Source organism: Mycobacterium asiaticum (genome assembly GCF_001668675.1).
Lineage (GTDB): Bacteria > Actinomycetota > Actinomycetes > Mycobacteriales > Mycobacteriaceae > Mycobacterium > Mycobacterium asiaticum_D.
In genome coordinates, this window is record NZ_LZKQ01000159.1 from 81,100 (window position 1) to 99,138 (window position 18,039).

General features: G+C 65.7%; 17 protein-coding genes. 9 read left to right on the forward strand and 8 right to left on the reverse strand.

Translation table 11 applies throughout. The features are described 5' to 3' along the window. Nucleotides 1-4: 4 nt before the first annotated feature. The 3 genes from A9X01_RS14420 to A9X01_RS14430 all read right to left on the reverse strand — a co-directional run bounded on the left by A9X01_RS14420 (nt 5) and on the right by A9X01_RS14430 (nt 4,353). Nucleotides 5-2,944 (reverse strand): MMPL/RND family transporter, encoded by a 2,940-nt coding sequence (locus tag A9X01_RS14420; RefSeq protein ID WP_065121421.1) that lies wholly within the window; start codon nt 2,942-2,944, stop codon nt 5-7. Continuing rightward, a complete protein-coding gene (locus tag A9X01_RS14425; protein ID WP_065121422.1) occupies nt 2,941-3,501 on the reverse strand; it encodes an MmpS family transport accessory protein in 561 nt (186 codons plus the stop codon). The genes A9X01_RS14420 and A9X01_RS14425 overlap by 4 nt, the downstream gene beginning before the upstream one ends. Nucleotides 3,502-3,669: 168 nt before the next feature. Then, nucleotides 3,670-4,353 (reverse strand): TetR/AcrR family transcriptional regulator, encoded by a 684-nt coding sequence (locus tag A9X01_RS14430; RefSeq protein WP_081282383.1) that lies wholly within the window; start codon nt 4,351-4,353, stop codon nt 3,670-3,672. A gap of 310 nt (nt 4,354-4,663) precedes the next feature. Here A9X01_RS14430 and A9X01_RS14435 point away from each other — a divergent pair, with 310 nt between their 5' ends. The 4 genes from A9X01_RS14435 (at nt 4,664) to A9X01_RS14450 (ending at nt 9,407) form a co-directional block, all read left to right on the forward strand. Beyond that, nucleotides 4,664-5,086 (forward strand): MmpS family transport accessory protein, encoded by a 423-nt coding sequence (locus A9X01_RS14435; protein WP_080696770.1) that lies wholly within the window; start codon nt 4,664-4,666, stop codon nt 5,084-5,086. Then, the gene (locus tag A9X01_RS14440) at nt 5,083-7,980 is read left to right on the forward strand and encodes an MMPL/RND family transporter (RefSeq protein WP_065121424.1); all 2,898 of its coding nucleotides are present in this window, start codon (nt 5,083-5,085) and stop codon (nt 7,978-7,980) included. The genes A9X01_RS14435 and A9X01_RS14440 overlap by 4 nt, the downstream gene beginning before the upstream one ends. A gap of 162 nt (nt 7,981-8,142) precedes the next feature. After that, nucleotides 8,143-8,706 carry a sigma-70 family RNA polymerase sigma factor gene (locus tag A9X01_RS14445; protein WP_065121425.1) on the forward strand — a complete coding sequence of 188 codons (564 nt, stop codon included), beginning with the start codon at nt 8,143-8,145 and terminating at the stop codon, nt 8,704-8,706. After that, a complete protein-coding gene (locus tag A9X01_RS14450; RefSeq protein ID WP_065121426.1) occupies nt 8,703-9,407 on the forward strand; it encodes an anti-sigma factor in 705 nt (234 codons plus the stop codon). Before A9X01_RS14445 ends, A9X01_RS14450 begins: the two co-directional genes overlap by 4 nt. On the opposite strand, the gene A9X01_RS14455 is transcribed toward A9X01_RS14450, so the two are convergent. The 3 genes from A9X01_RS14455 to A9X01_RS14465 are packed head-to-tail and all read right to left on the reverse strand — an operon-like array spanning nt 9,400 to nt 11,165. After that, entirely contained in the window at nt 9,400-10,254 is an 855-nt protein-coding gene (locus A9X01_RS14455; protein ID WP_065121427.1) for a hypothetical protein, read from the reverse strand. The genes A9X01_RS14450 and A9X01_RS14455 overlap by 8 nt on opposite strands. Before the next feature lie 10 nt (nt 10,255-10,264). Further along, the gene (locus A9X01_RS14460) at nt 10,265-10,783 is read right to left on the reverse strand and encodes a mycothiol transferase (RefSeq protein ID WP_065121428.1); all 519 of its coding nucleotides are present in this window, start codon (nt 10,781-10,783) and stop codon (nt 10,265-10,267) included. Nucleotides 10,784-10,793: 10 nt separating this feature from the next. Next, a complete protein-coding gene (locus A9X01_RS14465) occupies nt 10,794-11,165 on the reverse strand; it encodes a VOC family protein (protein ID WP_065121448.1) in 372 nt (123 codons plus the stop codon). Between the two features lie 47 nt (nt 11,166-11,212). Between A9X01_RS14465 and A9X01_RS14470 the strand changes: the two genes are divergently transcribed. The 4 genes from A9X01_RS14470 (at nt 11,213) to A9X01_RS14485 (ending at nt 15,518) form a co-directional block, all read left to right on the forward strand. Further along, nucleotides 11,213-12,937, forward strand: coding sequence for an N-acyl-D-amino-acid deacylase family protein (locus A9X01_RS14470; protein ID WP_065121429.1), 1,725 nt, complete (start codon nt 11,213-11,215; stop codon nt 12,935-12,937). Nucleotides 12,938-13,032: 95 nt separating this feature from the next. Continuing rightward, a complete protein-coding gene (locus A9X01_RS14475; RefSeq protein ID WP_065121449.1) occupies nt 13,033-14,526 on the forward strand; it encodes a PPE family protein in 1,494 nt (497 codons plus the stop codon). A gap of 21 nt (nt 14,527-14,547) precedes the next feature. Further along, nucleotides 14,548-14,958, forward strand: coding sequence for a hypothetical protein (locus tag A9X01_RS14480; protein WP_065121430.1), 411 nt, complete (start codon nt 14,548-14,550; stop codon nt 14,956-14,958). Next, a complete protein-coding gene (locus tag A9X01_RS14485; RefSeq protein WP_065121431.1) occupies nt 14,955-15,518 on the forward strand; it encodes a carboxymuconolactone decarboxylase family protein in 564 nt (187 codons plus the stop codon). Before A9X01_RS14480 ends, A9X01_RS14485 begins: the two co-directional genes overlap by 4 nt. Here the strand turns inward: A9X01_RS14485 and A9X01_RS14490 are convergent. After that, nucleotides 15,507-16,331 carry an SDR family NAD(P)-dependent oxidoreductase gene (locus A9X01_RS14490; RefSeq protein ID WP_065121432.1) on the reverse strand — a complete coding sequence of 275 codons (825 nt, stop codon included), beginning with the start codon at nt 16,329-16,331 and terminating at the stop codon, nt 15,507-15,509. The genes A9X01_RS14485 and A9X01_RS14490 overlap by 12 nt on opposite strands. A 191-nt stretch (nt 16,332-16,522) precedes the next feature. Between A9X01_RS14490 and A9X01_RS14495 the strand changes: the two genes are divergently transcribed. Next, on the forward strand, nt 16,523-17,389 hold the full coding sequence (locus A9X01_RS14495) for an endonuclease domain-containing protein (protein WP_065121433.1): 867 nt from the start codon (nt 16,523-16,525) through the stop codon (nt 17,387-17,389). A gap of 86 nt (nt 17,390-17,475) precedes the next feature. Here A9X01_RS14495 and A9X01_RS14500 read toward each other — a convergent pair. Continuing rightward, a partial coding sequence (locus A9X01_RS14500) for a TCP-1/cpn60 chaperonin family protein (protein WP_301336935.1) occupies nt 17,476-18,039 on the reverse strand: 564 nt, incomplete at its 5' end.

The following is an 18,039-nucleotide window of genomic DNA, read 5'->3' on the forward strand; positions in this document are numbered from 1 at the left end:
GAACTCAGTAGTGCGGCTGCGTGGCCGCGGCAGCCTTCGGCGGGTCCGAGTCCTCTCGCAGCAACGCACGGACGGCAGGTCGCGGTCCGAAGGGCCGCAGCATGGTGCTGGCCGGCCGTGGGCGCACGTGCTGCGGCCACCAGAACCAGCGCCCGAGCAAGGTGGCCAGCGACGGCGTCATGAACGACCGCACGATCAAGGTGTCGAACAACAGACCTAGCGCGATCGTCGTACCCACCTGGGCCATGACCTTCAACGGGCTGAAGGCGAACGTCGCCATGGTCGCAGCGAACACCAATCCTGCCGAGGTGACGACGGACCCCGAGCCGGCCATCGCGCGGATCGTCCCCGTTTTGAGCCCGGCGTGGACCTCCTCCTTCAACCGCGATATCAAGAGCAGGTTGTAGTCCGAGCCAACCGCCAGCAGCAGGATGATCGCCATCGCCAGGACCATCCAGTGCAACTTCATGCCAAGGATGTACTGCCATAGGAGCACGGAGAGCCCGAACGAGGCGCCCAGGGACAGCAACACCGTGCCGACGATCACGAAGGCCGCCACGACGCTTCGGGTGATCACCAGCATGATGATGAAAATCAGTGTGGCAGCAGAGATTCCGGCGATCAGCAGATCGATGTTGGAGCCGTCGTGCATGTCCTTGTACGTCGCGGCGGTGCCACCGAGGAAGATCTTGGCGCCTTCCCAGGGTGTGCCCTTGATCGCCTCGTGCACGGCCTGCTTGATCGGTTCGATGTTCTTGATGCCTTCAGGCGTCGCCGGGTCGCCTTCATGGGAGATGATCAACCGGACAGCGTGCCCATCCGGCGAGATGAACTGTTTGAGACCCCGCTCGAAATCCGGGCTCTGGAACGCCTCCGGCGGAAGGTAGAACGTGTCGTCGTTCTTGGCTCTATCGAACGCATCCCCCTGGGCGGTGGCGTTGTCGGCCTGAGCTCTCGCCTGCGCGTTCAGTCCCTCAGTGATCGCATAGTTCGACATGATGGTGTCGAGGTTGCGCTGCTGGCTCTCGATTTGCGGGGGTATCAAAGCCACCAGCTGGGGCTGAATAGCGTCCAGCCGGTCCAGATTCTGGCTCAGGCTCAGGATGTTCTGCGCCACTTGGTCGATACCGTCGAGCGCATTGAAGATGGACCGAAGCGCCCAGCAAATCGGGATGTCGTAGCAGTGCTTCTCCCAGTAGAAGTAGCTACGAATCGGCCGGAAGAAATCGTCGAAGGTGGCGATGTCGTCGCGCAACGCCTCGGTGATCTTCACAGTCTCTTTGGTGAGCTTGGTGGTTTCGTGCGTCGTGTTGCTGAGGTCCTGGGTGACCCGCATTTGCTCACGCAGCGTTGCCATCGTCTTGCGCAATTCGTCGGCCTGGTTCAACAGGTTTTTCGCCTGCTCGTCCTGGTAGTGCTGGGTCTGAAGCCGCGCTGCGGCCTGGGCGCCCATCTGAAAACCGAGGGTGCTGTGGTCGAGCGGCGTGCCCAACGGCCGGGTGATGGTCTGCACGCGGCCGATACCCGGGATGTGGAAGACCGCTTTGGCGACCTTGTCGAGGACGAGGAAGTCGGCCGGGTTACGCAAGTCGTGATCGGTCTCGATCATCAACAGTTCAGGATTGAGCCGCGCCTGGTCGAAGTGCCGGTCGGCGGCCGCGTAGCCGATGTTGGCCGGAGTGTCTCCCGGCAGGTAATGCCGGTTGTCGTAGTCCGTCTTGTAGCCGGGCAACGCGAGCAGACCAATCAGTGCGACCACGATGGTCACCGCGAAAACCGGTGCGGGCCAACGGACGATGGCGGTGCCGATGCGGCGCCAGCCCCGGGTCTGCAGCTTGCGCTTCGGGTCCATCAGCTTGAAAAACGAAGCCACCGTCAGCAACGCCGGGCCCAGTGTCAACGCCGCGAAGACCGCAACCAGCATGCCGACCGCACAAGGCACGCCGAGTGACTCGAAGTACGGCAACCGGCAGAAGCTCAGGCAGTACATGGCGCCGGCAATGGTCAGCCCCGACCCCAGCACGACATGCGCAGTGCTGTGGAACATGGTGTAGAACGCTTGCTCGCGGGTCTCGCCCAGACTGCGGGCCTCCTGATAACGGCCCACGACGAAGATCGCGTAGTCCGTGCCGGCGGCGATTGCCATCAGCACCAGCATGTTGTTGGCGAACGTGGAAAGGCCCATGACGCCGTAGTTGCCCAGCGTTGCGACGACCCCACGAGCCGCAGCCAACTCGATGAAGACCATGGCCAGCATGATCAGCACGGTGACTATCGAGCGGTAGACGATCAGCAACATCACGATGATCACCAAGATGGTGATCAGGGTGACCACCATGACGCCCTTCTCACCCGAATGGGATTGATCGGCGAACAGCGGACCCGCGCCGGTGACGTAAGCCTTGATTCCCGGCGGCGCGGGCACCGAGTCCACGATTTTGCGCAGGGCCTCCGAAGACTCGTTCGCCAGCCCGCCGCCCATGTTGCCGGCCAGGTAGACCTGCACGTACGCGGCCTTTTGATCGTGGCTCTGGGAGCCCGCCGCCGTCAGCGGATCACTCCAGAAATCCTGGACGTGCTGAACGTGCTTGTCTTTCTCTATGCGCCTGATGATCTCGTCGTAGTAGCGGTGCGCCTCGGCGCCGAGTGGCTTGTCGCCTTCCAGCAGGATCATGGCCGAGTTGTCGGAATCGAACTCTTTGAACGTCGATCCGACCCGCATCATCGACTGAAAGGACGGTGCGTCAGTCGGACTCATCGACACCGAGTGGGTTTTGGCGACGACCTCCAGCTGCGGGGACACGGTGTTGGTGATGAAGACGATCGCCAACCAGATGAGCACGATCGGCAGCGCCAACCGGTGAATCATCCGCGGCAGGAACGGCGGGATCAGCGGTTGGTCGACGCGTGGCGGGCTGGGATTGGCCTCGGTGGTCTCGCTCATGCCGTCTTGTCCAGGCAATAGACGAAGGCATTCACGGTTTCGTTGGGGGGCGACTGATTCGGGGCCTTGATGACGTCGCCGCGCCCGTCATTGTTGTTCACCAGGAACCGACAGGCTATCCAGCTACCGGTTCCCTGCGCCATCAGGTTGGCCGGAATCCCGGGCTTGGTTGACTTCAATTCGGTCTTCCACGGTAGGGGCACGTCGAGAGCCTGTTGAGGATGGGAGTTCTCGTCGAGGTAGTTGATTGTTGCCCTGCTCCCCGGTGGACCCCAGACTTCGAGCGTGATGGTCTTCGGGTTGAACTGGTCGATGACGTCACCGGATGAGCCGCCGCCGAAGGTGCCTTCCCGAACGCCGAATACATTGTGCAGCCGGTGGACGACGAATCCCGACAGCGCGACAACGGCCAGAATGGTCAGGATGAGCCAGAACCGGGTGACGAGCTTCGAAAGACCTTTGCGCTTGGGTCGCTGGGGGCTTGCTGCCGTCTTGCTTTCGGTATGAGCAGACTCCGGCAACGTCAACGGCTCGGTCCGTGGCTCAGTCGTCGTCATGGGTGCTTTCCTAACCATTACGAGAGCCGCCAACTAGTTAGCCTGGATGTCAACTTAGCTACCCTAACCTAATGCACAACCAAGTGCGACGTTGCGACGTGGTGCACAAAGGCTCTGTGTGACAAGCCCTTCGGCAAACGGTGTCCCGGTATCCGGATAGCACGCTCGTCATCGGGACCCCGGGATCGAACCGATGCAGGTAGCGCTGAGCACCCGCTTGAGCGCCGGGCCGAACTCGATGTTCCACTCGGGCGGAAGCACTTCGGGTTCCTCCTCGTAGACGTCCGAGATCTTCGCCGGCGGGTTGGCGATCTGCCAGAATGCGGCGGCCAGCGAGTAGGCGGCAATCAGGACGTCGAAGGATCCCGAGCGCCCCAGGACGGGAAGTGCCCGCTCAATGGCGTCGGCAATCGCGATCGCCGCTGCCGAAATCGTTCGCCGGATCTCGATGACTCGCTCGATTTCCACCTCGTGCTCGAGGTGCAGATGCAAATTGGCAAGCAGGTCACAGAACAGGGGGTCGGCGGCCAGTCCATTGGCGAGCACTTCGGCAACCTGGGCCGGGGAGAGATTGGGCTCGCTCAATTTCTCGCACACGGTGCTCGACCATTTGACCCAGCCCTCGGCGGCGAGATGCAGCAGGACCTCTTTGTGCGAGGTGAAGTAACGGCGCACGGCCGAATAGTGAATTCCGGCGCGACTGGCCACCGCCGTCAACGTCACCGAGGCGACCCCGGTTTCGATGGCGAGTTCGCGTGCGGCCTCGACGAGTGCGGCCGCGCGTTGACGCTTGTTCTCCTCCGTGCGAGCCCGCCGGAATGCAAGTTGCGCCACTGGCCGAGGATAACGCACAGTATGTGATTTGCATAACGCACAGGGTGTGATTTGTGCTGGTAGGGCGACTTCGGACGCTTCTTTTACGCACGTGATATGCGTTACACTCGTCGAGCAGGACGAAGGAGTCGGGGGACGGGCCCGGTAGCCATGATTTACTTAGGTAAGGCTTGGTTTGTGTCACCGTCGAGGGCGGCCGATTCGAGGTGACTCAAAAGGACCTGGCGCGGGTGCGAATACCGCGATCCCTGAACGAGTTCGGACCTGCGCACACGGGTTCCGTCCGCCGAAGTTTTGCCGACCGATGAAAGGACCTGCGATCTTCAAGGTGCTGGCGCGGGCGTGGATCCCCCTGGTGGTCCTGGCGGTGGTGATCGTCGGGGGATTCACCGTGCACCGGGTCCGCGGCTTCTTCGGCTCCGAAAAGCGCGAGTCCTACGCCGACAGCAATCTTGACAACAGCAAGCCCTTCAATCCCAAGGAACTCACCTACGAGATCTTCGGGCCGCCCGGGACGGTTGCCGATATCAGCTACTTCGATGTGAATTCCGACCCGGTGCGGGTCGACGGAGCCGTGCTGCCCTGGACGCTGCATGTCACGACGAATTTAGCGGCCGTGATGGGAAATATTGTGGCGCAAGGCAATAGCAACAGCATCGGTTGCCGGATCACCGTGGATGGCGTGGTGAAGGCGGAACGCGTTTCCAACGAGGTCAATGCCTATACCTATTGTCTGGTGAAATCCGCGTGAGCGTCCAATACGCCAACGATCCCGAGAACATCCGTACGCACACCGAAAGGCCGCTCGCCGCAAGGCTTATCCATTCGCTGGCGGTGCCCATCATTCTGGCCTGGCTGGCGTTGTGCGTCATTCTGAGCGTCTTCGTCCCCTCCCTGGAGGTGGTCGGGCAGGAACGCTCGGTATCCCTGAGCCCGCAGGAAGCGCCGTCCTTCGAGGCAATGGCCAGGATCGGCAAGGTGTTCCAAGAGGGGAACTCCGACAGCCAGGCGATGCTGATCCTGGAGGGCAAGGACCGTCTCGGCGACGAGGCGCACCGGTACTACGACAATCTGATTCGTAAGTTGCGGGCGGACAAGCACGTCCAGAGCGTTCAGGACTTCTGGGGTGATCCGCTCACGGCGGCGGGCGCCCAGAGCAACGACGGCAAGGCCGCATACGTCCAGTTGGCGCTGGCCGGCAACCAGGGTGAGCCGCTGGCCAACGAATCCATCGATGCCGTTCGCAAGATCGTCAAGGAGACGCAGGCTCCGCCGGGCATCACCACCTACGTCACCGGGGCCGCCGCGCTCGCTTCGGACATGCACACCGCGGGTGACAAGTCCATGGTCAAGATCACCGCCACCACCGTCGCGGTGATCTTCGTGATGTTGATGTTCGTCTACCGCTCGGTCATCACCGTCATCGTGCTGCTGCTGACGGTCGGCGTGGAATTGACCGTGGCGCGCGGCGTCGTCGCGGTGCTGGGGCACAGCGGGGCGATCGGACTTTCCACCTTCGCGGTGAGCCTGCTGACGTCGTTGGCCATCGCCGCGGGCACCGACTACGGCATCTTCATCTTCGGCCGATATCAGGAGGCCCGTCAGGCCGGCGAGGACCGCGAGACCGCGTTCTACACCATGTACCGCGGTGTCGCCCACGTCATCCTGGGCTCCGGGCTGACGATCGCCGGCGCCACCTTCTGCCTCAAGTTCGCCCGGATGCCGTACTTTGAAACGCTCGGCATCCCCTGTGCGGTGGGGATGTTCGCCGCGGTGGTGGTGGCGTTGACGCTGGGTCCCGCGGCACTGGTCGTCGGGAGCCGTTTCGGACTCTTCGATCCCAAGCGGCTGCTCAAGGTGCGCGGCTGGCGGCGGGTCGGCACGGTGGTCGTGCGCTGGCCACTGCCGGTGCTGGCCGCGACGCTGGCCATCGCACTGGTCGGGTTGCTGGCGCTGCCGGGCTACCGGACCAATTACAACGACCGGGCGTATCTACCAACCGACATTCCCGCCAACGAAGGGTTCGCGGCCGCGGACCGCCACTTCTCCCAAGCCCGGATGAAGCCCGAGATCGTGATGATCGAATCCGATCACGATCTGCGCAATCCCGCGGACTTCCTGGTCCTGGACAAACTGGCCAAGAGCATCTTCCGGGTCCCGGGCATCTCCCGCGTGCAGGCGATCACCAGGCCGGACGGGACCGCCATGGAGCACACCTCGATACCGTTCCAGATCAGCATGCAGAACGCCGGTCAGGTCCAGACCATGAAGTACCAACGGGACCGAATGGACGACATGCTCAAGCAGGCCGATGAGATGGCGAAGACGACGGCGCTGATGAAGCGCATGTACGCCCTGATGACACAGCTCGTCGACAACACCCACAAGATGGTCCAGGACACGGTGGAGATGCAGGAGATCACCACCGAACTACGGGACCACATCGCCGATTTCGACGATTTCTGGCGGCCGGTCCGGTCCTACTTCTATTGGGAGAAGCACTGCTACGACATCCCGATCTGCTGGTCGTTCCGGTCGATATTCGACGCGTTGGACGGGCTGGACCAGATCGACGAGAGACTGAACGTCCTGGTTGCCGACATCAAGAATCTGGACCGGCTGATGCCGCAGATGGTCGCCACCTTCCCGCCGATGATCGAAACGATGGAAAACATGCGGACCATGATGCTGACCATGTACAGCACCATGAACGGCATCTATAGCCAGATGGACGAGATGACCGAGAACGCCAACGCCATGGGCAAGGCGTTCGACGCCGCCAAGAACGACGATTCGTTCTACCTGCCCCCGGAAGTGTTCAAGAACAAGGACTTTCAGCGCGCGATGAAGTCCTTCCTGTCCCCCGACGGGCACGCGGCACGGTTCATCGTGCTGCACCGCGGAGACCCGCAATCCGCCGACGGCATCGCCAGCATCAACAAGATCCGCACCGCCACCGAGGAGGCCCTGAAAGGCACTCCGCTGGAAGACTCCAAGATCTACGTGGCCGGCACCGCTGCGGTGTTCAAGGACATCTCCGAGGGCGCCAACTGGGATCTGCTGATCGCGGGCATCGCCTCGCTGTGCCTGATCTTCATCATCATGCTGATCCTGACCCGCGCGTTCATCGCCGCCGCCGTCATCGTGGGCACGGTGGCGCTGTCCCTGGGCGCCTCGTTCGGGTTGTCGGTGTTGTTCTGGCAGCACATCCTGGCCATCGACCTGCACTACATGGTGATGGCGATGTCGGTGATCGTGCTGCTGGCCGTGGGTTCCGACTACAACCTGCTGCTGGTTTCCCGGTTCAAGGAGGAGATCCACGCCGGCCTGAAGACCGGCATCATCCGCTCGATGGGCGGCACGGGCAAGGTGGTGACCAACGCGGGCCTGGTGTTCGCCTTCACCATGGCGTCGATGGCGGTCAGCGACCTGCGGGTGGTCGGCCAGATCGGAACCACGATCGGCCTGGGCCTGCTGTTCGACACGTTGATTGTGCGTTCGTTCATGACCCCCTCGATTGCGGCGTTGCTGGGCCGCTGGTTCTGGTGGCCGATGCGGGTGCGTTCCCGTCCGGCCCCCAGCCCCGCGCTGCCTCGCGACGATCAGCCCACCGATCGGATGATGGCGCTCAGCAGCGAACGCTGACACCCGGCGCCCGACCATCCGGACGGCCGGTCGCTCCGAATACCGGGTATGCAGCAGACAGCGGCGCCGGTGGTGTACCGGACCATCATCAGGCACGCGCGCCGAGTCCTGCTGCACGGGGCTCCAGTGGTGCGGCGATGAGTCGAGCTAGGCTACCGAGCGATGGATGGACCCCTGCAGACCAGCAGCGACCTGGACGCCTTGCTGCGCCGGGTCGCCCGCGGGGACAACGCCGCGTTCGCCGCGTTCTACGACCAGACCAAGACCCGGGTGTACGGACTGGTGACCAGGGTGTTGCGTGATGGCGGGTACAGCGAGGAGACCACCCAGGAGATCTACCTCGAGGTGTGGCGCACGGCGGCCGACTTCGATTCGGCCAGGGGCTCCGCGCTGGCTTGGCTGTTGACCATGGCGCATCGGCGCGCCATCGACCGGGTACGCAGTGAGCAGGCCGGCAGTCAACGCGAAACACGTTATGGCGTAACCAATCTGGAGCCCGCCGCCGACGTGGTCGCGGACTCGGCGATCGCCGGCGACGAGCGGCGCCGCGTGCTGCAATGCCTGGAAGGGCTGACCGACACGCAGCGCCAGTGCATCGAGATGGCCTATTACGGCGGGCTCACGTACACCGAAGTGTCGCAGCGGCTCGCCGCGAACCTGTCGACGATCAAGTCGCGCATGCGCGATGCGCTTCGTGGCCTACGCAACTGTCTGGACGTCGCATGACTGCTCCCGATCACTTCGAGTTGCTCGAGCTCGCCACGCCGTACGCGCTGCACGCCATGTCCGACGCCGAACGCGCGGATATCGACGCTCGGCTCGCGGCGGCACCCGGCCCGGTCGCGGCTGCCTTCCGCGACGAGGTGCGCGCCGTCCGCGAGACGATGGCCCTGGTGGCCTCGACCAACGCCGCCGAGCCGCCGGACCGGCTGCGAGCGGCCGTCCTGGCCGGAGCCGCTTCCACGAAGCCCGACGCCGGCCGCCAAAGTCGTTGGCGCAATACCATTCTCGCGGCCGCTGCGGCGGTCGTGATCGGGCTGGGCGCGTTCGGACTCGGCACGTTGACCCGGCCGCCAGACAAACAGACGATGGCCGAGCAGGTGCTGACGGCACCGGATGTGCGCACGGTCTCCCGGCCGCTGGGTCCCGGGACGGCGACGGTCATGTTCTCCCGGGACCGCAATGCCGCCGTTCTGGTGATGAACAACGTCCCACCGCCCGCGCCGGGCACGGTGTACCAGATGTGGCTGGTAGGAGCCAACGGCCCGACGTCGGCCGGCACCATGGGCACCACCGCGGTGTCACCGTCGACGAAGGCGATGCTCGACGACCTGGGCAGCGCCACGGGCCTGGCGTTCACCGTCGAACCCGGCACCGGATCGGCACAGCCCACCGGCACCATGCTGGCCGAGCTGCCGCTCAGCTAGTACGGCGTCCGGCGAGACCGCCCATCGCGGCCCCCAGCACGCCGAGCAGCACCAGACCCACGCCCGCACCCAGGGTCAGGTTGAGCCAGAGATGCAGGCTGCTCTCGGCGTGCCCGACCATCACGTCGGCGACCCGGCGGATGTCGCCGGTGGTCCGGTTGAGCGCCACATTGATGTAGCGGCCGGCCATCTCCAGGCCTGCCCAGCCGGCCGCTCCCACGAGCAACGCCGAGATACCCAGACCGGTGAGCGCCTTGCCCCGGCGTCGCGCCAGGACCAACGTCAGCAACCCGGACACCGCGCACACAGCGGCAGCGCCGTGGCTCAGCCGCGGACCCCACGCGGCCCACGGGTGCAGTTCGCCCTGCCGCAGCGGTTGGGCATCGGTCACGGTCAGCGGGACCGTCAAGGTATCGGGCACGGTGACGCGGTAACCGTTCAACGTCTCCTGGAGCGAACTGTCTTTGAGCATCGGCGCCACGTCGATGACCAGCTGGTCGCCGCCGGCGCGCGGAGCGCTGAACAACCAGCCGTGCGCCGCCCGGTTCACCTGAGCGAACAGCGGCGGGAACGCCGGGCCGGTGGTGAAGGCGTTCGCGACGAAGCGGATCCGGGAGCTGTCCACCGACGCGGTGCCGCCGCTGCGCTCGGCGATGAGGGCCGTCGCCCGGGCGGTCAGTTCTGCCGCCATGGCCGCTTGAAGATTCGGATCCTGCGCGGCACGTTCGGCCAGTCGCGCATAGCCGTCCTCGTCGACCACGTTGTACTGCGCCCACACCGCGGGGACGGCGACGGCCAGCGCAACGGTGGCGGCCAGCCAGCAGACCAGGGCCCCGAGGAAGCGCACGCGAAGGAATCTACTGTGCGATGCCCCGCAGGTACGCCGCCTGCCCGAGGTGCTGCGCGCAGTCGTCGATGATGCTGATCAGCCGCGCGCTCGCCGTCACCGGCGGATCCCAGTTGGTGTCGACGACGCGCGCGAGTTCGTCCGGGGTGACCCCGGCGACGTACTCCAGCGTGAACTCATGCACTGCGCGGTAGTACCCGGCCAGTAGGTCGGCGGGGGCGTGCACCTTGGCCACGTCCTCGGGACTGTGCCCGTAACCGGTGTCGTTGCGGGGCAGGTCGAGCCCGAACCGATCCACCCAGCCGTCGCGGATCCACACCTGCTCGACGCCGGCGATGTCGGCCAGCTGAGCGTCCTGCACCCGCGCGCTGTGCCACACCAGCCAGGCGATGCTGTTGGCATTCGGCGCCGGACGGTAGTCGGCAACCGCGTCGCTAAGGCCGTCGGTGACCTCGTCGGCGTGCTCGATCAATCGGGTGAACGCGTCGCGCAGCAGTTCCTGGGCGGCAGCGGAATCAGAGGTGGCCATCTACCCGACCCTACGGGCCGCCGTGCCAGACCGCTTCGACGTTGTTGCCGTCGGGGTCGCGCACGAAGGCGCCGAAGTAGCCCGGGTGGTATTCCGGCCAGAGCCGTGGTGCATGCAGTGATTCGGCACCTAGTCCGACGGCCGCATCGTGGAAGGCCCGCACCGCGTCCTCGCCGGCCGCCTGGAACGCGACGTGGACTTCCCGGTTGGGTCCCATGCCCGTTCCGTCGGCGATCCAGAACGCCGGGTGCCCGTCGCGGCCGTAGCCGATGGCTTCGCCGAAATCGAGCTGCCGGGTATAACCGAGCACGCCGAGCACGGTGTCGTAGAAGTGCTGGGATTTGCGGTAGTCGGCGCAGTTGATACCGAGGTGATCGATCACAGCGCCGATCCTGGCACGACCCACCGACACGGTCGTAGATTGTTTAGGTGAACTATGACCTTTTCATCCGTAACGGCACCATCGTCGACGGGTCGGGGGGTGAGCCGTACGTCGGTGACGTCGCCGTGAAAGACGGTGTCATCGCGGCGGTGGGCACCGTGAGCGGCGAGGCGGCCCGGGAAATCGATGCGACCGGCCTGCTGGTCACGCCGGGCTTCGTCGATCTGCACACCCACTACGACGGTCAGGCCATCTGGTCGGACCGGCTGACCCCGTCCTCGGCGCACGGGGTTACCACGGTGGTGATGGGCAACTGCGGAGTCGGCTTCGCGCCGTGCCGTCAGGAAGACCACGCCGTGCTCGTCGACGTGATGGCCGGCGTGGAGGACATTCCCGGCGTCGTGATGACCGACGGTCTGCCGTGGACGTGGGAGACCTTCCCGGAGTTCATGGATGCGCTGGAGGCGGGCAAACGCGACATCGACGTCGCCGCGTATCTGCCGCATTCGCCGCTGCGGGTCTTCGTGATGGGCCAGCGCGGCGCGGACCGCGAACCGGCGACGCCGGAGGATCTGGCGACGATGCGGCGACTGGCCCGGGAGGCCATCGAGGTCGGGGCACTGGGCTTCGCGTCGTCCCGGTTGACCATCCACAAGACCGAGAGCGGTGCCGCGATCCCCAGCTACGACGCCGCCCGCGAGGAGATCGAAGAGATCGCCCGCGGGGTGGCCGACGGTGGCGGCGGACTGTTGCAGTTCGTGCCGGACATTCCTGCCGGGGGCTACCAGCCGGTGTTGCAGACGGTGTTCGACGTCGCCGAGGACGTGGGGCTGCCGGTGACGTTCACGCTCATCGTCGGCAACACCGGGGATCCGTTCTGGCCGGACGCGATCACGATGGTCGAGAAGGCAAACGCCGCCGGCGGGGACATCACCGCGCAGCTGTTGCCTCGTCCGATCGGGTTGATCATCGGCCTGCAACTGTCCGCCAACCCGTTCGTGCTCTATCCGAGCTACCGGGAGATCGCGGACCTGCCGTTGGCTGAGCGTGTTGCCGAGATGCGCAAACCGGAGGTCCGGGCGCGCATCCTGGCCGACAAGCCCGGTACGGGGCATCCGATCCTCTACGTCGCCCAGGCCTGGGACTGGATCTTCCCGCTCGGCGACAATCCGAACTACGAGCCGTCGCCCTCGGACAGCATCGGCGCCCGGGCTCGCGCCCGCGGGGTCAGCCCGCTCGAGGAGGCATACGACCGTCTCCTCGACGACGACGGCCGGGCCATGCTGATGGTGGCCATGAGCAACCTGGAGAACAACTCGCTGGATACCGTCGGCAACCTTTTGCACCGCGACGATGTGGTGCTGGGCCTGGGCGACGGCGGAGCGCACTACGGCATGATCTGCGATGCCAGCTACTCCACGTACTTCCTGGCGCACTGGGCGCGGGACCGCAAATCAGGGCGGTTCACTGTCAGCGAAGCCGTCCGCGAACTGACCGCCGTGCCGGCACGCGTGGCGGGGCTCTTCGACCGCGGCCGGATCGGCGTCGGCTACAAAGCGGATCTGAACGTGATCGACCACGCCGCCCTGCGACTACACAAGCCGATCATCATCCATGACCTGCCCGCCGGCGGGCGCAGGCTGGACCAGAGGGCCGACGGGTACGTGGCCACGGTGGTGTCCGGCGAAGTCATCGCGGAGCGCGGCGTGCCCACCGCCGCCCGTCCCGGTCGACTCGTTCGGGGTCGGCAGGCCGCACCCGTGCCGGTCTGAGGTTTCTAAGGCGGGGGTCCGCGCTCCTTAGAATTAGCTGCACCGGGATATCCAATCCGCCCACGTTAACGGCCGTCGGCGGGTAGGTTGAGTTGGTGACAAGCCCGCATTTCGCGTGGTTGCCGCCAGAAATCAACTCGGCACTGATGTTCGCCGGTCCCGGCGCGGGACCGCTACTGGCGGCTGCCTCAGCGTGGAGCGGTTTGGCCGAGGAATTGGCTTCGGCGGTGTCATCTTTCGGCCAGGTTACCGAGGAATTGACAAACGGGTCCTGGCAGGGCGCGTCGGCCGCGGCCATGATGGTCGTCGCCACGCAATACATGGGCTGGCTGAGCGCGGCGGCGGTGCAGGCGGAGCAGGCCGCCGCACAGGCGACGGCGACGGCGTCGGCTTTCGAAGCCGCCGTGGCCGCGACCGTGCAGCCCGCGGTCGTCGCAGCAAACCGTGGCCTGGTGCAAATGTTGGCATCGACCAACTTCTTCGGCATGAACTGGCCGGCGATCATGGACACCGAATCCGCCTACGAGCAAATGTGGGCGCTGGACGTGGCCGCGATGGCGAACTACCACTTCGACGCATCGGCGGCGGCCGCCCAGCTGGCGCCATGGCAGCAGGTGCTGCGCAACCTCGGCATCGACATCGGCAAGAACGGGCAGATCAACTTCGGCTTCGGCAACACCGGCAGCGGCAATATCGGTAACTACAACGTCGGCAACAACAACCTCGGCAGCGGCAATACCGGTAGCAGCAACATCGGTAGCGGCAACACCGGCAGCGGCAATATCGGCATCGGGAACACCGGCAACAACAACCTCGGGTTCGGCAACCTCGGAAGCAACAACCTGGGCTTTGCCAACACCGGCAGCGATGCGTTCGGATTCGGGCTGACGGGCGACAACAAGTTCGGCTTCGGCGGGTTCAACTCCGGCAGCGGCAATACCGGCTTCGGGAATTCCGGCACCGGCAACACCGGGTTCTTCAACTCCGGCGACGGCAACATGGGCGTCGGCAACTCCGGTTCGTTGAACTCCGGGCTGGGCAACTCCGGATCTATCCACGGCGGCCTGGGTGGCGCCATGAACTACTGGCGTTCAGGATTAACCGACGGGCTGGGCAACATGGTCGGCGCCGAGGGCCTGGCCAATTCGGCGCATTACGCGACCGGCGGGTTGGGCACGGCCGCGCTGAGCTCTGGACTGTTGGGGTCGGCCCTGGCCAACACGGGCGGACTGCACTCGGGCCTGGTGGGCGCGCTGAACTCCGGGCTGAACACCGCACCGGCCGTCGCCCCGGCCGCCGCCACAGGGCCCGTCGTCGACACCGGCGGCCCAGGGTCCGTGACAGCCAACCCGACCAGCACTGCCGCGGCCAACGCCGGGTTGCGGACCTCCCCAGGGGCTCCGGTCACCGGCTTTGTCAGCCCCGCCAGCGCTGATCAGGGCGTGCGGACAACCCTCGGCCGCGATCCTGGTCTCGGCAACCCGAACCTGCCGAATTCGGGCATCCCGAAGTCCAACTTCTACCCGGACACCGAACGCGACACGGGTGATCAGAGCCGGATCATCAAGTTCCCGATCCGGTCGGAGTAACCCGCAGCCTATTCTCGGCTCATGGGTGCGAAAACCGCGAAAAAGGTGGACCTCGAGCGGCTGGCGGCAGCACTGCCCGACTTCCCGTTCGGCTATCTGGTCAGCGTCGACGACGACTACCGCGTGCACACCGTGACGGTCGAGCCGACCATGCGGGGGGCCGTGCTGGATGTGGGGATGGTCGGCGGGGGAACCCGCAGGAACCTGGCTCGTCGCGGCTCGGTGACCGTGCTGTGGCCGCCGGCTGAACCGGGCGGTTACTCGCTGATCGTCGACGGCACCGCCGAGGTCTCCGACGACGACCCCGACGCCGACACCGCCCACTGCGTGGTCGTGCCTACCCGCGCGCTACTGCACCGCAATGCCGACGCCCCATCGGTGGCCAAGGGGTGCCTGCACGACTGCGTGGTGTTCTCGGTGCCGGCTCAGTGAGCCGGGTACAACCACTCGCTCCGCCCTGGAGTGAAGAAGACGCCGCCGGCATCAACAGCTGGGGGCACCCGGACCGGACCTACGAGCCACTGCTGTTGGTGCGTTGCCTGCAGCGCCATCCCACGCTGGCCGCCCGGCTACGCAAGCTTGGCGAATCGCTGTACGTTGCCGCGCTGCTGCCGGCCCGGACGCGCACGATCGCGATCCTGCGGCTCTGCGCGCTGGTGGGTTGTGCCTACGAATGGGGTGGCCAGGCGGCGTTCTGGGGACCGATCGCGGGAGTCACTTTCGACGAGTGCGACGCGCTGGTCACCGGCGGAGCGGACGACCCGCGGTGGAGCCCAGACGAGCGGACACTGATCGGTGCGGTGGACGAGTTGGAGCGCACCGGGTCGTGGTCGGAGGCGACCTGGTTGGCGCTGGGGCGCTTCCTCAGCGACGAGCAACGGATCGAATTGCTCACGGCCGTCGGCTGGTACCGCACCATCTGCACGCTGTGCAACGCGCTGGCACTGCCGCCGGAGGGCTGGATGCGGCGCTGGCCGGGTTCAGCTGACTGAGAGGTCCCTTTTGAGACCCGGGTGCTGGTTCTTCAGCAGCGGCAGTAGCAGCCGTCGCGGCATGTACTGAAACAGCCGCGCGCTGATGTGGCTGGGCAGCCCGGGGAGCACCGTGCCCTTGTCGGTGTCGAGTGCGTCAACTCCGGCGCGCGCCACCTCCCGCGACGGCATCCACATGAATTTGGGAAATGCGTCGGCGAACGTCTTCTCATCCATGCCGGCCTTCACCAGGAACTCGGTGCGAACCGGCCCCGGGCACAGCAGCGCAACGGTGATGCCGGTGCCCGCGAGCTCACCGCGCAGGCCCTCGGTGTAGGAGTGCACGAACGCCTTGCTGGCGGCGTAGCCGACCTGCCCGGGGAACGGGTGGAAGCCGGCGGTGGAGCCGACGTTGAGGATTGCGCCGCGGCCGCGCGGCACCATCCGTTGGACGGCCCGGGTACACAGGTCGACGACCGCCTCGACATTGACGCGCACCTGCGCGATCTCGTTGTCGACTTCCGTCTTCGTCACCGACCCGATGGTGCCGAGGCCCGCGTTGTTGACCAGGATGTCGACGGTCAGCCCGCGGCTCTCGATGTCGTCGAGCAGCTGGGCGCGGGCGGCGGAATCGGAGATATCACAGCTGATGACCTCGACGCGGACATGCGTGTCGAGTTCGCCGGCCAGCTCACGCAGCCGGTCTTCCCGGCGGGCGACCAGCGTGACGCCGTAGCCCCGGTGCGCGAACTCGCGTGCGATGTCGGCGCCGATGCCCGAGGACGCGCCGGTGACGACAGCGGTAGTGGTGGGTGAGGGTGAGGGAAGGGTCACGCAGTTGACACTACGTCGCCGAACGTGGGCCTTATGCACCGGAACTGGCCGGCCGCGGGGCCATAGGCCTCACGTTCGGCGAGGCCGTTGGCGCTCCACACCCCAAGATTCGTCCACAGGGCTCACGTATTATCGGCTTCCTGCGCCGGTGTGCGTCGGTTTCGGTCGGGGTAGCCGCTGAACATGCCGCCATGGACGTGTTCCGGGGCAGCGAAGCGGTCAGGCGCGGTGCGGTAACCCGTAAACAACTCCGCACGCGGTATCGGGTTTTGTTTCGCGATGTGTATATCCGCAGGGACGCGAGACTGACGGCCGCCGACAAGGCACGCGCGGCATGGCTGTCTACCGGTGCCACACTCGCCGGCATGTCGGCCGCCGCGGTGCTGGGAACGAAGTGGCTCGACGACACCGCGCCCGCCGAGATCGTGCGCCCAAACCGGCATAGTCAGCGGGGAATCGTGTCGCACAGCTACCGGTTAGCGCAGGACGAGGTGCGGTTGTTCCGCGGAATCCCGGTCACGACACCAGCCCGCACCGCATTTGACATAGGGTGCCGTCTGCCCGTCCCCGAGTCAGTACCAATACTCGACGCATTGCTGAATGCGACCGGCATCGAACCCGCGGACGTTGCTGCCGTGGCAGACGTCCACCCCGGGACCCGTGGAATCCGTCGCCTCCGATCCGCACTGGATCTTGTCGACGGCGGGGCGGAGTCACCGCAAGAGACCCGGGTGCGATTGCTGCTGGTCGGCGCGGGACTGCCAAGGCCCCAGACGCAGATCGAGTTTCGAAACCTGCACAGGAAGCGGATTCGGGTCGACATGGGGTGGCGCGAGTGGAAGGTCGCGGTCGAATACGACGGCATACAGCATTGGGATGACCCCGAGCAACGAGCCTGGGACATCGAACGAATCGCCCTCCTGGAAGCGGCGGGTTGGATCGTAATCCGGGTCAGCGCCGCAATGCTGAAACGGCCGCACGTAATCGTCGAACGCGTGCGGTCCAGGCTCGCCGAACGTGGCGCTTATGGCCCTCGGGACGCGAGTTTGGGTATTTAGGATTCACGTTCGGCGCACACGAAAAAGCCCGGCCCCTCGAGAGGGACCGGGCTTCTTCAGTGCTCGGGACTTTTCCGCTCTTGGACTTAGAAGTCCATACCGCCCATGCCACCGGTCGGGTCGCCCGCGGGAGCGGCCGCCTTCTCCGGCTTGTCGGCAACAACGGCCTCGGTGGTCAGGAACAGGCCCGCGATGGACGCGGCGTTCTGCAGCGCCGAACGAGTCACCTTGACCGGGTCGGCAACGCCGGCCTTCAGCAGGTCCTCGTACTCACCGGTGGCAGCGTTCAGGCCGGTCCCGGCGTCGGAGTTGCGCACCTTCTCGGCCACCACACCAGGCTCCAGCCCGGAGTTGAAGGCGATCTGCTTCAGCGGAGCCTCGAGCGCCACGCGCACGATGTTGGCACCGGTCGCCTCGTCGCCCTTGAGGTCCAGCTCGGCCAGAGCCGGAGCCGCCTGCAGCAGGGCCACGCCGCCGCCGGCGACGATGCCCTCTTCGACGGCCGCCTTGGCGTTGCGGACAGCGTCCTCGATGCGGTGCTTGCGCTCCTTGAGCTCCACCTCGGTGGCAGCGCCGGCCTTGATCACCGCAACACCGCCGGCCAGCTTGGCCAGGCGCTCCTGCAGCTTCTCGCGGTCGTAGTCGGAGTC